This window comes from Paractinoplanes pyxinae (genome assembly GCF_026626335.1).
Classification (GTDB): domain Bacteria; phylum Actinomycetota; class Actinomycetes; order Mycobacteriales; family Micromonosporaceae; genus Actinoplanes; species Actinoplanes pyxinae.
Genome location: NZ_JAPNTZ010000004.1, coordinates 362,117 through 380,107 on the forward strand (window position 1 = coordinate 362,117; position 17,991 = coordinate 380,107).

General features: G+C 69.7%; 14 protein-coding genes. 9 read left to right on the forward strand and 5 right to left on the reverse strand.

Annotation, left to right across the window (positions count from 1 at the left end; translation table 11 throughout):
• Positions 1 to 833 precede the first annotated feature (833 nt).
• Positions 834 to 1,940: a globin gene (locus OWR29_RS12875; protein WP_267562937.1), complete on the forward strand. Its 1,107-nt coding sequence runs from the start codon at positions 834 to 836 to the stop codon at positions 1,938 to 1,940.
• Positions 1,941 to 2,000: 60 nt separating this feature from the next.
• On the opposite strand, the gene OWR29_RS12880 is transcribed toward OWR29_RS12875, so the two are convergent.
• Together OWR29_RS12880 and OWR29_RS12885 are read right to left on the reverse strand one after the other, a co-directional pair.
• Positions 2,001 to 2,390 (reverse strand): cupin domain-containing protein, encoded by a 390-nt coding sequence (locus OWR29_RS12880; RefSeq protein WP_267563264.1) that lies wholly within the window; start codon positions 2,388 to 2,390, stop codon positions 2,001 to 2,003.
• 35 nt (positions 2,391 to 2,425) lie between these two features.
• The gene (locus tag OWR29_RS12885; protein ID WP_267562938.1) at positions 2,426 to 3,766 is read right to left on the reverse strand and encodes a MurL-like N-terminal domain-containing; all 1,341 of its coding nucleotides are present in this window, start codon (positions 3,764 to 3,766) and stop codon (positions 2,426 to 2,428) included.
• 31 nt (positions 3,767 to 3,797) lie between these two features.
• Here OWR29_RS12885 and murD point away from each other — a divergent pair, with 31 nt between their 5' ends.
• Complete coding sequence (murD, locus tag OWR29_RS12890; RefSeq protein ID WP_267562939.1) at positions 3,798 to 5,147, forward strand: UDP-N-acetylmuramoyl-L-alanine--D-glutamate ligase; 1,350 nt, start codon at positions 3,798 to 3,800, stop codon at positions 5,145 to 5,147.
• 3 nt (positions 5,148 to 5,150) lie between these two features.
• On the opposite strand, the gene OWR29_RS12895 is transcribed toward murD, so the two are convergent.
• Positions 5,151 to 5,966, reverse strand: coding sequence for a DUF4253 domain-containing protein (locus OWR29_RS12895; protein ID WP_267562940.1), 816 nt, complete (start codon positions 5,964 to 5,966; stop codon positions 5,151 to 5,153).
• Positions 5,967 to 6,456: 490 nt separating this feature from the next.
• Between OWR29_RS12895 and OWR29_RS12900 the strand changes: the two genes are divergently transcribed.
• From OWR29_RS12900 to OWR29_RS12930, 7 genes are all read left to right on the forward strand, one after another.
• The gene (locus tag OWR29_RS12900) at positions 6,457 to 7,422 is read left to right on the forward strand and encodes a MurR/RpiR family transcriptional regulator (RefSeq protein WP_267562941.1); all 966 of its coding nucleotides are present in this window, start codon (positions 6,457 to 6,459) and stop codon (positions 7,420 to 7,422) included.
• A 42-nt stretch (positions 7,423 to 7,464) separates the two neighbouring features.
• Positions 7,465 to 8,775, forward strand: a complete 1,311-nt coding sequence (locus OWR29_RS12905; protein WP_267562942.1) for an extracellular solute-binding protein — start codon at positions 7,465 to 7,467, stop codon at positions 8,773 to 8,775.
• Positions 8,776 to 8,843: 68 nt separating this feature from the next.
• Positions 8,844 to 9,833: a carbohydrate ABC transporter permease gene (locus tag OWR29_RS12910; protein ID WP_267562944.1), complete on the forward strand. Its 990-nt coding sequence runs from the start codon at positions 8,844 to 8,846 to the stop codon at positions 9,831 to 9,833.
• Complete coding sequence (locus OWR29_RS12915) at positions 9,833 to 10,756, forward strand: carbohydrate ABC transporter permease (RefSeq protein WP_267562945.1); 924 nt, start codon at positions 9,833 to 9,835, stop codon at positions 10,754 to 10,756. Before OWR29_RS12910 ends, OWR29_RS12915 begins: the two co-directional genes overlap by 1 nt.
• Positions 10,757 to 10,808: 52 nt before the next feature.
• The gene (ngcE, locus tag OWR29_RS12920) at positions 10,809 to 12,245 is read left to right on the forward strand and encodes an N-acetylglucosamine/diacetylchitobiose ABC transporter substrate-binding protein (RefSeq protein ID WP_267562946.1); all 1,437 of its coding nucleotides are present in this window, start codon (positions 10,809 to 10,811) and stop codon (positions 12,243 to 12,245) included.
• A gap of 46 nt (positions 12,246 to 12,291) precedes the next feature.
• Positions 12,292 to 13,200, forward strand: a complete 909-nt coding sequence (locus OWR29_RS12925; RefSeq protein ID WP_267562948.1) for a carbohydrate ABC transporter permease — start codon at positions 12,292 to 12,294, stop codon at positions 13,198 to 13,200.
• Between the two features lie 18 nt (positions 13,201 to 13,218).
• Positions 13,219 to 14,124 carry a carbohydrate ABC transporter permease gene (locus OWR29_RS12930; RefSeq protein ID WP_267562949.1) on the forward strand — a complete coding sequence of 302 codons (906 nt, stop codon included), beginning with the start codon at positions 13,219 to 13,221 and terminating at the stop codon, positions 14,122 to 14,124.
• 53 nt (positions 14,125 to 14,177) lie between these two features.
• On the opposite strand, the gene OWR29_RS12935 is transcribed toward OWR29_RS12930, so the two are convergent.
• Both OWR29_RS12935 and OWR29_RS48035 read right to left on the reverse strand, forming a co-directional pair.
• On the reverse strand, positions 14,178 to 15,119 hold the full coding sequence (locus OWR29_RS12935; RefSeq protein WP_267562950.1) for a hypothetical protein: 942 nt from the start codon (positions 15,117 to 15,119) through the stop codon (positions 14,178 to 14,180).
• Between the two features lie 81 nt (positions 15,120 to 15,200).
• On the reverse strand, positions 15,201 to 17,978 hold the full coding sequence (locus OWR29_RS48035; protein WP_324291241.1) for a helix-turn-helix transcriptional regulator: 2,778 nt from the start codon (positions 17,976 to 17,978) through the stop codon (positions 15,201 to 15,203).
• Positions 17,979 to 17,991: the final 13 nt, after the last annotated feature.

Consider the following 17,991-nt stretch of genomic DNA (forward strand, 5'->3'; position numbering starts at 1 on the left):
GGGCTGAACCTGATCCCTATGTCGGTGGGGGTGCTGGTCCGGCGGTGGGGCGGCGATGGATGCCTGCCATCGACCCGACTCGGAGGCGGGCGGCTGAGCTGACGCAGCGCGCGGCCGACGCTGACTTCGACGCGGAATTGCTGGCCTCGTTCGAGGTGGGGGAGATTTCCGAGGCGGAGCTGCGGTCCGCGCTTTCGGCGATCACGCCGGGGGAGGCTGAGCGGTATCTGGAGGCGGCTCGTCGGGCCGGTTTGTCGGGTCGGGCCGTTCGGTTGGTTGAGGAGGCTGCCGGTGGGGCTCGCCAGCCGGGTGAGGGGTATCTGACGGCGGCGGAAGCTCGTCGCCAGGCTGAGGCCGTTCGGGGTGTGGGCCGGGAGCTCACGACGGACGCTGCCGAAGCGGGTGGTGGGGGATCTGAGGAAGTTGCACGTTCGGGGGACCCGCGGCCGGGTATGGGGCTGGTGACACCCGAGGAGGCGGGGCGGTTCGCGGACGTGGAGGCTGTGGGCAAGCCCAGCCGCAATCAGTTCGCTGGGCTGCCGGTTCGGCGGGTGGAGCGTGAGGAACGGCCGGTGGTCGCTCCTTGGGTGGTGGAAGGGCCGGAGGTCGAGGCGGGGCCACGGCCTGAGTGGGCCGGCGGGGGCCGGGTGCGGGGTGACCGCGTACGGGACGAAGGTGGGTTTTTGCGGGGAGAAGGTCAGCGGGAGAGCACTCGCGCGACGGGGGCGCCGGCGCCTCGGTTGCCGGGGTTCGATCTTCCGCACGTCACGCCGCCGATGGTGTCGCGGGATCGGGGCGCCGCGGACGGGATGGATCCGGCCGACGATGCGCTGTTGCGGCAGACGCAGCGATTGCTGAGCACGAGCCTGACGTTCGCGGGTGGGCCGGCCGAGGTGGCCGAGCGGTTGCGGGCCGCGCTGCTGCAGGCGCACCCGGGGCTGATGGCGGCGTTGCCGGGCGGGCCGCGAACCCACGCCGATCAGCTCGGCCGGGCCCTGACCTGGCTGGTGCACCACCTCGACCGGCCGCCGGTGCTCGTCGAAGGCACGGGACGGCTGGGGGCGGCCCTGGCCGCGTGCGGGATCGATCCGGGGCAGATGCGACTGGTCGGAGCGGCGCTGGCCGAGGCCATGCGGGCGGGCATGGCGCCGGGGCAATGGCGGCAGGACTTCGACCTGGCCTGGCGGTCGACCTGGCAGCACGTGTACGAGTGGATAGCGCACGGCGCGGTTCGGGCCGCGTACGACCCGCCTGTATGGGACGCGACTGTGGTCGCGCACGAGCTTCGGCGGCCCGACCTGGCCGTGGTGCGGTTGCGGCCCGACCTGCCGATGCCGTTCCGGCCGGGGCAGTTCGCGCGCTTCCAGGTGCCGGGGCAGCCGGCCATCTGGCGGCCGTACTCGCTGGCCGGGGCGCCGCGCCGGGACGACCTGATCGAGTTGCACGTACGGGCCAAGACGACGACCGGGGTGAGCGGCACGCTCGTCCACGGCACCCGCGCCGGCGACCGGATCCGGATCAGCCGGGCCGAGGGCGGCATGACCCTGCCCGAGCAGTCCACCCGCGACCTGCTGATGATCGCCGGCGACACGGGAGTGGCGCCGCTGAAGGCGCTGCTGACGGAGCTGGCCGACACCGGTGACTCCCGGTCGGCGGTGCTGTTCTGGGGCGTACGCGATCTGAACGAGCTCTACGACATCGACGAGATCGCCGCCGTGGCCCGCGCCGCCCGCCGCGCGACGGTGGTGCCCGTGGTCTCGGAAGGCGACCCCGGTCCGTACGCGTCAGGGCTGGTCACCGATGCGGTCGCGGCATACGGCGAGTGGTCCGACCACGAGGTCTACCTGGCCGGTCCGCCGTTGATGCTGGCCGCCACCAGCCTCGCCCTGCAGCAGCTCGGCGTCTCCCCGGACCGCATCCACCACGACGCCCCGGAGTAACCGCGCTCAACCTGGGCCGTCGCGCACTCGTCGGCTTGTCGCCGCAGAGTGTGGGGATTGCTATTCGGGCGGCGGGACCTTGTAGCCGGCGATCGAGGGCCAGCGGACCGTGAGGACGACCGTGTCCTCCTCCTCGGCGAGCCAGGAGTGGTCGACGCCGCGGCCCCAGACGACGTAGTCGCCCGGGGTGGTGAGGACGACTGTGCGGTCGGGGAACTCCATGTGGAAGCGGCCCTGGATCAGGACCAGCAACGCTGTGCGCTCCTCGCCGGTCACCCACTTCGCGCGGCGGTCGCCCTTGGGGTGGCGGCCCCACTTGATCTCGACGTCGGCGCTGTGGCGGGGGTCGCCGGCCGGGCGGAAGTGACCCAGCAGCCAACCTTGCTCGCCGGGCGCGTCGAGGTCCGCCTGGCCGACGTAGATGCCGCCGGCTCCGGGCTCGGGCGGCAGGCCAGCCTGCGGGCCGGCGGCGGGGTCGGGCTCGGTCACAGGGCTTCGGTCAGGATCTTGGCGTAGGCGGGCGGGACGTAGGTGGGGCCGCCGGGGGTGAGGACGTCCTCGCGGTTGGCAGTGGCCCAGGCCTCGGCCGGGACGGCGGCGCGCAGGGCGACCAGCACGGGGGCGTCGTCGTCGAGCATGGACAGGGCCACCACTGACTCCTCCACCTCGCCGACGCACTCGAAGGGCTTGTGGGCGTCGATGCCCAGCAGCTCGAGGAAGCCGGGAACCTGCGCCTCGTCGGCGAACAGGTCGTGGCCGAAGATGTGGTTGAGGCGGTCGCGGGGCATCGCGGGGGCCATCGCCAGGTAGACGAAGCGGCACTTGGGGCAGTCGCCGCACCAGCGGGCCGTCGGGTCGTGCAGCTTGAACGCCTTGTTGCAGCTGGTCACCACATCGTCGTACTGGGTGTGACGGGCGAACAGCTGCGCGATGTGCAGCTCGGACAGCGAGCGCAACAGTGAGAAGTACGGCTCGGTCAGGCCAGCGTGCGTGGTCACCGCGGCCCGCAGCAGGCCCTCGGCCTCGACGCCCTTGGACCACTGGTGGTTGACCTCGTGACCGTTCCAGATCAGGTTCGGGTCGGAGGCCGAGCGCTCGTTGGACATCACGACCGGGCCCAGGCCGTGCCAGACGGCGGTGGCGATCGCGATCAGCGAGTTGATCGCCGTGACCGGGATGTGGCCGTTGAGCGCGCCCGCCTTGTTCAGCTCGAACAGGCGCGGGTCGAGTTTGCGACGGGCGGCCAGCGCGTCCAGGCCGGAGGCGGCGTTCACGTTCTGGATCACCGGGTTCGGATTCACCGAGAACGGCACCGGGTCGAGCCCGGCCGCGCGCAGAATCTCCAGGGTGACGATCGAGTCCTTGCCGCCGCCGACCGCCGACAGCGGCCGCCCCTGGCTGTTGTCGACCGGCTCGGCCGGCTCGGCGTCACCCTCGGGCACCTCGACGACCAGGTCGAGGACGTGAGCGAGCTGGTTGCGGTAGGCGTACTCGGCCAGGCCCTTGGTGTAGACGGCCGTGAAGTACGCGGCGACCTCGCGCGCCACCGGCTTGGGCGCGACGACCCGGGGCGGCGCGCCGACCTTGTAGTAGCTCACCCCGGCCACCACGTGCAGCAGGTCGAGCACCCGGCCCAGCGCGGGCGGCGCCGGGCGGTCGCCGGCCGGAACCGGCAGCGTGATCGTCTCGGTGAAGTGCAGCGGGTCGGGGCCGTCGAGCACGTAGTCGAACGTCGCCACCCCGGTTGTGGGGTCGAAGGCGTACGAGGGGAACCGCATGACGTCGAACTGCACCCGGGAACTCCTGTCTGAGGGCCGACCGGCCATACTAGTCCGACTCGTCGAAGGGGAGAGAAACGTGCGCCTGGCAGACCTGAAGGGCCGGTCCGTGGCGGTCTGGGGCACGGGCCGCGAGGGGCGGGCCGCGGTGACGGCGATCGCCCCGCACGGGCCGTCGCGGCTGATCGCGGTCGATGACAGCGCGAACTTCCTGTCGGTCGCGTGGGACGGGCCGCTGGCCGAGCTGGCGCCGCTGGCCGGGGGTGACCACGCCTTCCCGGCGCTGGTGACGGCCGACGTGGTCGTGCGCTCCCCGGGCGTACCGCAAACCCACCCGTGGATGGCGGAGCTGCGCCGTCGCGGGGTCACGATCACTGGCGGTAGCGCGCTCTGGATGGCCGATCACGCGGCGCGAACGATCGGGGTGACGGGCAGCAAGGGCAAGAGCACCACCTCGAGCCTGATCAGTCACCTGCTGGCGGCGGTCGACCGGCCCAACATCTTCGGTGGGAACATCGGGGTGCCGCTGCTCGACCTGCCGGACGCCGAGCAGTACGTGCTCGAGCTGTCGAGCTATCAGTGCGCCGACCTGACCGACTCGCCGCGGGTGGCCGTCGTGACGTCGCTCTTCCCGGAGCACCTCGATGCGCACGGCGGCGAGGCGGAGTACTACCGCGACAAGCTCAACCTGCTGCGCCACAGTCCGGAAATGATCGTCGTGAACGGGTCGGACGAGCGGCTGCGGAACGAGATCCGCGGAGTGACCGACGCCAACGGCTTCCCGCCGATCCCGGCCGCCGCCGACGACTCGCGCTTCCGGGTCGAGGACGACATCGTCTACTGCTCCGACGAGCCGCTTTTCCAGCGCTCGGCTCTACGGCTGAAGGGTGGGCACAACGGCCGCAACCTGTGTGTGGCGCTGGCCGTGCTCGACGGCATCGGCATCGACGTGCCGGGCGAGAAAGAGCGGCTGGCCGCGGCGGTCGCGTCGTTCGAGGGGCTGCCGCACCGGCTGACCGAGATCAGCGACCCGTCCGGGCTGACGTTCGTCGACGACACGCTCTCCACGAGTCCGTATTCGGCCATGCACGCCATCGACGCCTACTCGGACCGCCCGCTCACCGTGCTGCTGGGCGGCACCGACCGTGGTCTCGACTACTCGCCGCTGCGTCACTTTCTGGCCGGCAAGGAACTCACCGTGATCGGCATTCCCGACAGCGGTCCGCGCATCCTGGCCGAGCTCGCCGGGCTCGACAAGATCAAGAGCGTGGCTGCGCAAGACCTTCCCGACGCCGTACGCCTGTCGCGCGAGCTGACGCCGGCGGGTGGCGTGGTGCTGTTGTCGCCGGCCGCGCCCAGCTACGGCCAGTACCGCAACTTCGAGCACCGCTCGCAGGCCTTCACCGACGCGATCGCGGCCACCGCCTGAGTCTCAGTCCCACCAGCAGCGCCAGACGGGGGCCTCGAGCAGGCTGGCGGCCAGGTCGGTGAGGTTGTCGGCGAAGTAGAAGTCGAAGTAGCCGTCGTTGTAGGCGCGGTACTCCCAGGACAGGCGCAGGGCGTCGGGGTGGGTGCGGGGCGGGCGGGCCACGGCGAACTCGGTGGTCGTGCCGGTCATGGAGACCAGGTCGGCGCCGTAGCGGTCGTGCCAGTAGCGGAGGATCGCGGCGTGCTCGGCGGGGTCGGGGTAGTCGTTCCAGCCGCCGTAGTGCAGCACCACCGGAACCATCCAGCCCGCGGGGGCCGGCACCAGCGCGACGGTCACCGTGTCGTCGGAGCCAGAGCCGGCGATCGCCTCGGTGCTGGTGTTCGCGTCGTGAGCGTCTGATGGAAGAGCTTCTGGGCCGGCGCTGTAGTCGGAGTCGGCGAACTCGGAGCCGCGCCGCTCGGGGGCGGTGGGCCAGGGGCGTTCCTGGTTGAGGTCGGTGTTGATCTCGGCGGTCAGCTCGGGACCGTAGATCGCGAGCTTGGCGGCCCAGCGGTCGGCCAGCAGCGTCGCGCCGTCGAGTGTCTTGAGGCGAGCATGGGCGTCGGCCGGGCTCTCGTACTCGTACGCGTCGGCGAAGTACTCCGGGGCGTCGGCGTCCAGCAGCACGGGCCAGTAGCCGGTGGTGGGGTGGGCGTCGCGCAGGCGGCGCCACCAGGTGAGGGCTTGGGCGGCCGGCGCTTCGAAGGCCAGGACCTGCGCCCCGGTCGCGGTGGTCAGCAGGGGAGTGTGCGGCGGCAGGGCGGCGTCTTCGGCTGGCACCCAGTGATGATCGTCTACGTCGTGATGCCGGTGGCGGTCGGGGTTCGCATCGAGCGGCGTAACAGCGGCGGTGGCGTCGACCGACCCGGGCGAGGGGCGAACGGCGGCCACGGGTGGAGTGTGTGCTCCGACTTGTCGGGCAGGCGCGATGCCCGTACGGGAAACGATGTTGACCTTGTTTCCCGAGTAAAAATCACGTTTCAGGATCGCCCGGAGATGGCCCCATCGGACGTCCGGAGCCAGCCGATCATCGGCCGCCGCACCGCCGAAAGGCCCATGTCAAACCCGGACATAGCCCCGCATGTGATGGCTGTCACGTCGTAAAGAGCATTTCCGGATTGATGACCGTCAAGCGGTGCCGGCGTAACACGCGTTCATCGGCGCAGGTCAGGTAACGGTTTGAAAACTTCGCCCAACTCCTTGACACGGAGGGGCGGTTAGTAAGAACTTTTACCGCGACAGTAAACACTGTTTCCTGAAAGGGTGGCCAATGAGCGAGCCGGAGATGGACGGCGCCGCGTCGACCGCGGTCGTCGACTCCCTGGTTCTTGGTACCGGGGTCACCACCAGCCACAACTCCGACGGCGTGCTCGCCCGGGTGCGGTCGTTGCAGTCGGAGTTCACGGGGGCGCTGCGACGCGTCGCTGAGCACGTCCTGACCGACCCGGCCGCCGCTTCCCGGGCGACCATCGTCGAGCTGGCCGAGCGCAGTGGCACCTCGCCGGCGACCATCACCCGGTTCTGCCGCGCACTCGGTTTCGACGGGTACGCGGATCTGCGACTGGGCATCGCGGCGGAGACGGGGCGAGCCCGTTCCGCCGGGTGGACGGTCGACATCGGGCGCGAGATCCAGCCGAACGACCCGCTCGAGCGGGTTCTGGGCCAGATCATGGCGGCCGACACCCAGGCCATGCACGACACGGCCGCGCTGCTCGACCTGGCTGAGGTCGAGCGGGCCGCGGTGGCGATCGCCGCGTCGACCCGGGTCAACATCTTCGGCGCCAGCGGAAGCGCGCTGGTCGGCGAGGAGATGCAGTTCAGCCTGCACCGCATCGGGGTGCCGGTCTGGGCCTGGACCGATGTGCACAACGGTCTGGCCAGCGCCGCGCTCTCGCGGCCCGGTGACGTCGCGCTCGGCATCTCGCACAGCGGAGAGACCGGCGAGACGATCGAGATGCTCGCCGAGGCGAGCAGCCGGGGCGCCACCACCATCGCCCTCACCAGCTTCCCGCGCTCGCCGCTGGCCGAGCTGGCCGACATCACCCTTCTCACCGCGACTCAAGCGACCACGTTCCGGCCCGACGCGCTCAGCGCCCGGCACCCGCAGCTGGTCGTCCTCGATCTTCTCTACGTAGCCGTCGCGCAGCGGACCCACGAACGTTCGCACGCCGCCTTCCAGCGCACCGCCCAGGCTGTACATGGCCACAAGGCGGCCAAGGACGGCAGTACCACCTGAAATCGCATCATCCCCAGTAGATAAATCTCCCCAGGAGGAAGCGTGAAGCGCAAGATCGCTGCCGCCGCGGCCATCGCTGCGACGCTGCTCGGGGCCGCGGCCTGCGGCTCCAACGACGAAGACGCCCCCACCACCTCGGCCTCGGGCAAGGTCGACGGCACCGGCAAGACCCTCAAGGTCTGGCTGATGGTCGACGCGCAGACCGCCTGGAAGGGCGTGGTCGACGACGCCAGCAAGCGTTTCACCGCGGCCACCGGCGCTCAGGTGAACGTCGAGTACCAGCAGTGGGCCAACCACCTGACCAAGCTGGACGCGACCCTCGCCGGCAGCGACGTGCCCGACGTGGTCGAGCTGGGCAACACCGAGTTCCCCAAGTACGTGTTCAGCGGCGCCTTCGGTGCGGTCAACCCGGCCGACTACGAGAACTCGGGCTCCTGGCTGGCCGGCCTCAAGGGCGCCTGTGACTTCGAGGGCCAGACCTACTGCGTGCCCTACTACGCCGGTGCGCGCGTGCTGATCTACCGCACCGACCTGCTCAAGAAGGTCGGCGCCGAGGCCCCCAAGACGTACGACGAGTTCCTGCAGACCGCCGAGAAGGTGCAGGCCTCCGAGAAGGCGAACAGCAAGTTCGGCGCCGTCTACATGCCCGGCCAGTACTGGTACGCCGCGATGAGCTGGGTCAAGTCGACCGGTGGCGAGATCGCCAAGCAGGACGGCGACAAGTGGGCCGGCCAGCTCTCGACGCCGCAGTCGATCGAGGGTCTGCAGCGCTGGGTCGACCTGGTCAAGAAGTACTCGAAGGCCGACCCCACCAAGAACGAGAACGACCAGGCCAACACGTTCGCCCAGGGCACCGCCGCGATGTTCTACGGCAACGCGTGGGAGCAGGGCTCGGCCGAGGAGACCAAGAAGGACCCCAACGACCCGAACTCGCCGCTGGTGGCGACCAAGGTCAAGGGCAAGCTGGCCGCCGCGCCGATGCCGGAGATCCCGTCGTTCCTCGGTGGCTCGAACCTGGGCATCACCGAGAAGAGCCAGAACAAGGAACTGGCCGCTCAGTGGATCAAGGCGTTCACCGACAGCACCTCGATGGCCGGGCTGGTGAAGGCCAACGCGCTGCCGAACGCGACCGCGCTGCTCGACCAGGCCGCCGCGGACAACCCGAAGATCGCCCCGGCCGCGCTGGCCGCGAAGAACAGCTGGTTCCCGCCGAACGCCGAGAAGTGGGCCGACGTCGAGAAGGGCGCGGTGCTGCAGACCATGCTGACCGACATCCTGACCGGCAAGAAGTCGGTGGCTGACGGCGCCAAGTGGGCCGACGACCAGATCAACTCGACGCTCAACGAGAGCTGACATCCGCCGAGCTGCCCGCCTCCCCGTGAGGCGGGCAGCTTGCCAGCCCCTTCAGAAAGGGAAAGCCGATGTCCGTCGTCGACTCCCCGGCGACCCGGCGGCCGAACGACCCCGGCCGGTCGCAGCAGCACCGGGCGCCCGGCCACGCCAAGCCGAAGCGCCGCTCGCGCGAGAGCGGCCGCACCCCGTGGCTGCTCGCCCTGCCCGCTCTCGTGCTGATCGCCGGCCTGCTGGGTTACCCGCTGGTCCGGATGGTCGTCCTGTCCTTCCAGAACATGCGCTTGCGCGAGCTGCTGAGCGGGCGCACACCCCCGTGGGTGGGCTTCGACCAGTACACCAAGGTGCTCGGCGACGGGGTCTTCTGGTCGGTGGTCGGGCGCACGGTCGCCTTCACCTTCGTCTCCGTCCTCATCTCGGTGCTGTTCGGCCTGGGCATCGCGCTGCTGATGCGCCGGGTCAGCCGCGGCGTCCGGCTGTTCATGGTCGTCGCCATGATGTTCGTCTGGGCGCTGCCGCAGCTGGTCGCGGCCCAGATCTTCCGGTGGATGACCGACTCCGACTTCGGCGTCGTGAACTATCTGATCGACAAGCTGCCCGGGGTCGACTACCAGAACCACAGCTGGTTCGTGAACCCGTGGCAGGGCTGGAGCGTCATCACCACGCTGGTGGTCTGGGCGGGCATCCCGTTCCTGGCCATCACGCTCAACGCCGGCCTGACCCAGGTGCCCAAGGAGCTGCTCGAGGCGGCCACGGTGGACGGGGCGACGCCCTGGCAGGCGCTGCGCAACATCATCCTGCCGATCCTGAAGCCGCTGATCATGATCGTCACGACGCTCTCCGTGATCTGGAACTTCGGGCTGTTCACCCAGGCCTGGGTGCTGCGCGACGGCCACCCGGAACCCCAGTTCCAGACGCTCGCGACCTACTCGTACACGCAAGCCTTCGGTCAGTCCCGGTACAGCCTGGGCTCGGCCATCGCAGTGATCACGGTGCTGCTCATGCTCGGCGTGATGATCTTCTATATCCGGCAGATGTTCAGGATCGGAGAGGTGGACTGATGGTCGCCCCCGCAGCGAGTCCCGCCGCGCCCGCGCCGGCCTCCACCGTCCCGCTCAAGCGCCGCCGGGCCAAGGGCGACGACGGTGTGATCACCGTCGGGCGCAGCCGGGCCGGCACGATCCTGGCCAACACGGCCGGGGTCGTCTTCTCGGTGCTCATGCTGTTCCCCGTCTACTGGGTGCTGAACACCGCGTTCAAGCCGGCCGACGAGGTGCTGGCCCTGGAGCCGACGTTCTGGCCGACCAGCCCGACGTTCGACAACTTCATCTCCGCCTTCAAGGCCCCGCTGTTCATGAAGGACATGCTCAACGGCGTCATCGTCACCCTGCTGGCGGTGGCCGGCGCCCTGGTCGTGGGCTTCCTCGGGGCGCTGTCGATCGCGCGGTTCTCGTTCTACGGCCGCAAGGCGATCATCCTGGTCGTCCTGGTGGTGCAGCTGATCCCGTTCCTGTCGTTGCTCATCCCGCTCTTCCTCATGCTGCAGAGCGCGGACTTGACCAACAGTTTGATCGGTGTGAGCATCACCTACCTCGTGCTGATCCTGCCCTACACCGTGTGGACTCTGCGCGGCTTCATCTCCGGCATTCCCCGGGAGCTCGACGAGGCCGCGCTGATCGATGGTTGCACGCGGGGGCAGGTGTTCTGGCGCATCATCCTGCCGCTGACCGGCCCCGGACTGGTGGCCACCAGCGTCTACGGGTTCATCCAGGCCTGGAACGAGTTCATCATCATCAACACGCTCAACAGCCCGGACAAGCAGAACCTGATGGCCTGGCTGCTGCAGAACCAGACAACGCGCGGTACCGCCTGGGGGCCCCTCATGGCCGGTGCGATCATCACCTCGATCCCTGTGGTGATCTTCTTCCTCATCATCCAGCGCAATATCGCGACCGGCCTCACGGCTGGCGCGGTCAAGGGATGATCGGGACTCAACACCCGTACGGCAGCAAAACAGCAAGCACTGAGGAGATGCTGTGACCGACATATTCCCGAAGCCCGAACTGGACCGCCGTACGCTGCTGCGTCGCGCGGCTGCCGTCGGTCTCCTGGCCACCCCCGCCGTGGGCATGCTCAGCGCCTGTGTCGGCAGCTCCGACGAGGACACGCCGGAGCAGGCCACCGGCACGAAGTCGGCGGACAACCCGCTCGGCATCGACCCCAAGTCGGGCGTCGAGATCGTGATCTTCAACGGCGGTCTGGGCACGGACTACGCCACCAAGGTGGACACGCCGCTGTTCAACAAGAAGTGGCCGGACGCCAAGATCACGTACTCGCAGACCGAAGAGATCTCGACGGTCATCCAGCCCCGGATCAACGCCGGCAACCCGCCGGACATGATCAACAACTCGGGCTCGAAGCTGATGGACTTCGGCGCGATCGTGAAGGCGGGCCAGGCGGCCGACCTGACCGACCTGTTCGCCGCGCCGTCGCTCGACATCCAGGGCAAGACCGTGGCCGACACCCTGGTGCCGGGCGCGATCGAGCAGGGCAGCTACGACGGCAAGCCGTTCGCGGTGAACTACTCGTACACCGTGTTCGGCCTCTGGTACAACGCCGCGCTGTTCAAGAAGAACAGCTGGACCCCGCCCACCACCTGGGCCGAGTTCACCGCGCTGTGCGACAAGATGAAGGCCGCGGGCGTCGTGCCGTTCGGCTACGCGGGCGCCAACGCGTCGTACTACATGGTGCGGGCCATCATGACCAGCGCGGCCAAGATCGGCACCGAGCAGGTCCTGAAGGACATCGACAACCTGAAGGAAGGCGCCTGGACCAACGACGCCATCAAGCAGGCGGCCGAGGCCTGGGCCGGCATCGGCAAGAACTACATCAACAAGACGTTCCTCGGCCTGCGCCACACCGAGGTCCAGCTGCAGCAGAACCAGGACAAGGTCGGGTTCTACCCGTGCGGCTCCTGGCTCGAGAACGAGCAGGCCAAGGACACCCCGAAGGGCTTCGAGTACGCGATCGCGGCGTACCCGAGCGTGACGGCGTCCGACAAGCTGCCGGCCACGGCGATCAACGCGGCCGCCGGTGAGATCTACTTCGCCGCCGCCAAGGGCAAGAACCCGCAGGGCGGCAAGGAGTACCTGCGCACCATGCTCTCCAAGGAGGCGGCGCTGGAGTTCACGAAGCTCACGAAGTCGCTTACGGTGGTGGCGGGCGCTGCCGACGGCCAGACGATCTCGCCCGGTCTGACCAGCGCGAACGACGCGGTGACCAAGGCCGGCAAGGACATCTTCATGGGCTACCTGTTCGACACCTGGTACAAGAAGCTCGACGACGAGTCCCGCGCGGCCGCCAACGACCTGATGTTCAAGGACTACGACGCGGCCAAGTTCTGCGAGCGCATGGAGAAGGCGTCCCAGGCCGTGGCCAAGGACAGCTCCGTCACCAAGTTCACCCGCAGCTGATCAACTCGTAACTGGTCCACAGCACGAAGGCAGGACGGTAGACGCCATGCGGCACGGCAAGTATCCCTTCATCATCGGCTTCCTTGTCGTGCCGGTGGCGCTCTACGTGACCTTCGTGGTCTGGGCCTACATCCAGGCCTTCTATCTGTCGGTGTACGAGTGGTCGGGCCTGGGACCGGTCGAGAACTTCGTCGGCCTGGGCAACTTCCGCAAGATGTGGGACGACACCACCTTCTGGCAGTCGATCAAGCACAACATCTTCCTGCTGGTCTTCCTGCCGATCATCACCGTCGTCCTCGCCCTGATCTTCGCCTTCCTGCTCAACGTGGGCGGCGGGCACAAGGGCGGGGTGACCCGGGGCGTGTGGGGCTCCAAGGTCTACCGGATCATCTTCTTCTTCCCGCAGCTGCTGGCCCTCGCGATCGTGGCCGTCATCTTCGGCCGGGTGTTCGGGCCGGACAAGAGCGGCATGATCAACGGCCTGTTCCCCGACTCGTGGCAGCCCTGGCTGTTCCTGGCCGACGAGCGGTACGCGATGGGCTGCATCCTGGTCGTGCTGGTCTGGCAGGCGGTCGGCTTCTACGTCGTGCTGTTCTCGGCCGGCATGGGCAACATCCCGACCGAGGTGTACGAGGCGGCCGCGATCGACGGCGCCAGCCGCATGACCCTGTTCTTCCGGATCACCATCCCGCTGCTGTGGAACACGGTGCAGGTCGCCTGGGTCTACCTCGGCATCGCCGCCTTCGACGCCTTCGCCCTGGTCAACATCATGACCGTGGACCGCGGCGGCCCGGACGGCGCGACCTCGGTGCTCAGCCTCATGATCTATCGCAACGCCTTCGAGTTCTCGCAGGCCGGCTACGCCTCCGCGCTGGGCGTGGTCCTCTTCTTCCTGACCCTCACGTTCGCCTGGGTGACCCTCTCGGCCACCCGGCGTGAATCCGTCGAAGCCTGAGCGGCGAGAGGCGAGACGATGACCACCATTGCCAAGACCCCCAGCACCACCGCCCGCTCGGCGGGCCGCCCGCCGGAGCCCAAGCGCGACCTCAAGATCGCCACCGGCCTGTCGCACGTCGCCCTGGTCGCGTGGGCCCTGATCACGGCCGGCCCGCTGCTGTGGGTGCTGCTCGCGTCGTTCAAGAGCAACACCGAGATCTTCCTGGGCAAGCCGTTCGCGCTGCCCAACGAGTTCTCGTTCAGCACGTACGCCAACGCGTGGAGCGACGCCCACATCGGCCGCTACTTCATCAACAGCGTCTTCGTGGTGGTGATCAGCACCGCCGGCACGATGCTGCTGGGCGCGATGGCCGCCTACGTGCTGGCCCGCTACAAGTTCCCGGGCAACCGCGCGATCTACTACCTGTTCGTCTCGGGCCTGGCGTTCCCGACCTTCATGGCGCTGGCGCCGCTGTTCTACATCCTGAAGGGGATCGGGCTGCTCGGCTCGTTCACCGGCCTCATCCTGGTCTACATCGCGTACTCGCTGCCCTTCACGATCTTCTTCCTGGCCGCGTTCTTCAAGAGCCTGCCGTACGAGATCGAGGAGGCGGCCACCGTCGACGGGGCCTCCCACGTCCGCAAGTTCTTCCAGATCATGATGCCGATGGCCCGCTCCGGCCTGGTCAGCATCACGATCTTCAACATCGTCGGCCAGTGGAACCAGTACCTGCTGCCGGTGGTCATCATGAGCGGCCCCGGCGCCGACCAGAAGCTGCTGCTGACCCAGGGCATCGCCCAGATCAGCGTGTCGGCCGGCTATCAGGCCGAATGGTCGACCCTGTTCGCGGCGCTGGTGCTCACGATTCTGCCGATGATTATCGTGTACGCCATTTTCCAGCGGCAGATCCAGGCGGGCCTCACCGCCGGCGCCGTCAAGTAGAAGCACGGCTGATCCCCCCGGCAATCCCTGCTGCCGGGGGGATCAGTCTGTTCTCAGCGCCGTTGCACGCCGGCGCTGTTCGCGTAGAAGGTCGACCGCAGGTCACCCTGCACGTCGTGGACCTTGTTCCCGGCGAGATACACGGTGTCCCGCCCCACGAAGCGGATCGTGCAGTTGTTCCCGGTCGTGCGGGCGCACCATGACCAGACGATGGTCGCGCCGTTGTGCGAGATCGAGGTGACGCTGCTGGTCGGCGAGGACCGCCAGCCGACCGTGGGGTTGAGGCCGGTCCGGCTGCGGACCAGGCCGTTGCGGAGGCCGTAATAGACCGTCGCATTCCGTACGTGCATCGCGGTCACCGTGTCGGTCGTGCGCGGGATCAGCTTGATCCGGCCGCCTCCGTTCAGATCCGTGCGGAAGATCTGCTTCCCCTGCGAGAAGTAGAGGTAGTTGCCGCCGACGCCGACGTGCCGCAGACCGGCGCCGGCGAAGATCGTCCTCCTCGTGCCGCCGGCCGCGGGCACGCGGCGGATGCCGCCGGTGTCCGCCCAGAACAGATAGCGGCCGTTGGTGGCCAGGTCGCGGTCGCCGATCGGCCGCGGCGAGATGATGGTTCTCTGACCCGGACCGGCGAACTGCCGGATCCAGGAGCGGTTGGTCCGCCGGTCGGTGACGGCCACCCAGAAGCGGAACGAGGTGCCGGCCCGGGCGTAGGTGACGGCGCCGAGCCGGTACCTGGCCGCGCTGACGGAATAGATCGCCCGTTCCTGGCCGGGCAAGCCATCCTTCGAGGTGCGGAACACGACGGCCCGGCCGCCGCGAACGGCCGTCCAGTACAGGTTGCCGGTGGACTGGACCAGCCGGACCGGGGCGCCGTGGGCCACGGTGGCCCGGTCCGGCGCCACCGGACGCGGGTTGTCCCACGCCGGCTGAACGGGAGAAGCGGCGGCAACGGCGGTCAGGGCCAGGGCGATGGGTGCGGTGCGAATGGACATGGAGTCCTCCTTGTCGGGATGACTCCACGCTGGCGTCCCGGCCACCCGCCCCACATCGGGAACGACTCCTCAGAAAGGGCCTCAGTCCTCCTCAGATTTGCGAGCGCCGTGCCTACGAGCGAGCTCGGCCAGCTGGACGCGGTTGGTGGTCCCGGTCTTCCGGAGCATGTTCGAGATGTGCACGCTGATCGTCTTCTCGCTGAGCACGAGCGTCTTCGCGATCTCGGCATTCGTGCCGCCGGCCATGAGATGGGCAAGCACTTCCCGCTCGCGCGCGGTCAGGCCGGGCAAGGCGGGCGGCGTCGGCTCGGGCCGGTCCGTGCGGGTCAGGTCGATGCGGGCGGTGCGGGCCAGCCGCTCCACCTCGGTGCGTAGCTTCTCCATCCCGAGTTCGACGGTCTGGCGGTGGGCGGCCCGGAGCGCCTCGGGGGCTTCGCGATGGGTGGTTCGGTTCCGCAGGGCGGCCTGGGCCTGCCGCCAGCGTGCGTAGGCCTCGTCCCACGGCTGGTCGGCGGCTGCGCAACCTTCGGCGGCGGAACGCCACCGCTCCGGCTCGTCCGGGTCACGCAGGGCGCGGGCGATCTCTGCCTCGGCCAGCGCCTCGAATGCACGCCTTTCGGCGTCCGGCAGCACTGCCCCCGGATCGACCACGACCCTGGGATAACGAAGCCGGAACGCGGCCAGTCGTTCCAGAGCCGGGCCTGGATCCCGGCCGGCGTCCCGGCAAGCCTCCGCCTGATCGGCGAGCGCCCGCAGGGCGAGAGGCAGCATGTCCTCGGCGTTCCCGGTCAGCTCCAGGCCGCCGACGGCGATGTCGAAGGCGCGCTCCGGCTCGTCCGCCCCCAGCGCCACCTGCACCCGCACCTCGTCGAAGCCCAGAAACGACCGGCCGAGGTGGGCGGACGGGAAGATCTCCTCGGCTCGCGCCAGGTGGGCGCCGGCCTCGTCAGGGCGGCCCTGCAGGCAGGCCAGCTTGGCCGCGGTCAGCCGGGCGAGGGCGTCACCGCGAGCGCCGGGCCGGGCGCCGAGCGCCACCCGGAGCCGTTGCCGGCACGTCCGCCAATCGCCGGTCCACAGCAGGCAGGCCGCCTCCCACGCGCACATCTCGGCGACGTGGCTGTGCGCGGCTCCGATCGCTGCCAAGTCCTCGGCGGCTCGCCGGTAGACGCCCGCGACGTCCCGGAACGGCCCTTCGTGCTGGTTGGCCGTCGCGTAGGCGGCCCCTTTGAGCACGTCGGGCAGCCGGTGGCGGAAGGCGATCCGCCAAGCCCGCGCTGTCGCCTCGTGGTGGCCGGAACGAGCCGTGAGAAAACAGGCCGACGCCACGGACAGGAGCGCTTCTGCCTTCGCCTGTTCGTCGCCATTCGCCTCGGCCAGCTCGAGAGCGTTCCCGGCGACCGACGGGCCCTCAGGATCGTGCGCCCACAGCAGCCACTGAGCCAGCACGGCGGTCGCGAAGGCATGCTCCGCGCTGTCCGGGCACGTCGCCGTGACTGCGGTCGCGGCCCTCATCAGACCCGGGTCCGGCCCGGCGAGACCCATCGAGATTCGCAGCACCGCCTGACGCGTCATCAGGCGGCCCAGCCCGCGTGGCTCCCGAGCCGCCGACGTCAGTCCGATCAGGACGGCCAGCGCCTCCAGCTCCTCGTGTTCCAGGCCGGCCCGCTGGGCGGCGACTTGAATGCGTTCCCAGAGGCCGGCCTGGCTCACGCCGGGATCGCCGACGCCGGCCCACAGCGACAGTGCCCGCCGGAGGAGGCTCAGTTGCTCGGCGGGCCGGGAAGCGGTTCCGGCCGCACGCAACGCCCACCGGAAGGCCGGCTCCGTCATTCCGGCCCGCGCGTAGTGGTCGGCCAGGTCCACCGCCTCGGTCTCGTCCAGGGCCGACGCGTACGCGGCGTGCATGCGCCGCCTTTCCTCGGGCAGCAGATCGTCGTCCAGGACCTCGGCCAGCAGCGGGTGCGTGAACCAGTGCCGGCCGTCCGGATCCACGAACAGCACGCCGGCGTCGACCGCCTCGCGGAGGGCCGGGAGCACCGGATCGGCGAATCCGAGCGCCGGCGCCAGGCGGGCCAGCCGGTCGTACGTCTGGGGACGCCCGCCCACGGCGACCAGCCGCGTCAACTGCCGGGCCGGCGCGGGCAGGGCCTGCCACGGCCGGATCACGGCGTCCCGCAGCTGGGCCGGGCGCGACGGCGGCAGCGCGGTGGCGTGCGGGTCGAGGTCCCGCACCAGCAGGCGGGTGAGATACGGATTGCCGTGGGTGCGGGTGTGCACCTCGTCGACCAGGGCTTCGTCGGGTGGGCGGCCGAAGAGTCCGGTCAGCTGCTCGCCCGTGCCGGCCCGGTCGAGCCGTTCGAGGGCCACCTCCCGTACCCGGGGGAGCCGTCGCACGTCGGACAGCCAGCCGGCCAGCCAGTCGCCTTCGGTGCCGGCTCGGATGGTGGCGATCAGGCCGAGACCGCGGTCGGGCCGGCCGGCGATCGTGTAGAGCAGGACGTCGAGCGAGCTGCGGTCGGCCCACTGCAGGTCGTCGACGACCAGCACCAGCGGCCGGTCGGCGGTGGCCCGGTCGAGCCACGTGTCGAACGCCGTCAGCGAGACGTCCTCGGCCAGGCCGGCCCGCCGCAGCACGTCGCGCAGGGGGAGCAGCGGCGTGGTCATCGAGGTCAGCGGCAGGCAGCGGGCCCACAGGGCCTCGACGCCGTCGCCGGTTGTGCGGCAGGCCTCGGTGACCAGGGAGGTCTTGCCCACGCCCGGCTCGCCCCGCACCAGCAGCGTCGAGGCCTGTCCAGCCGCGGCGTCGCTGACGCAGTCCAGCACCGCCGCGAGCTCCTCGGCCCGCCCGGCCAGCGCCACGTCCCGAGTCTCC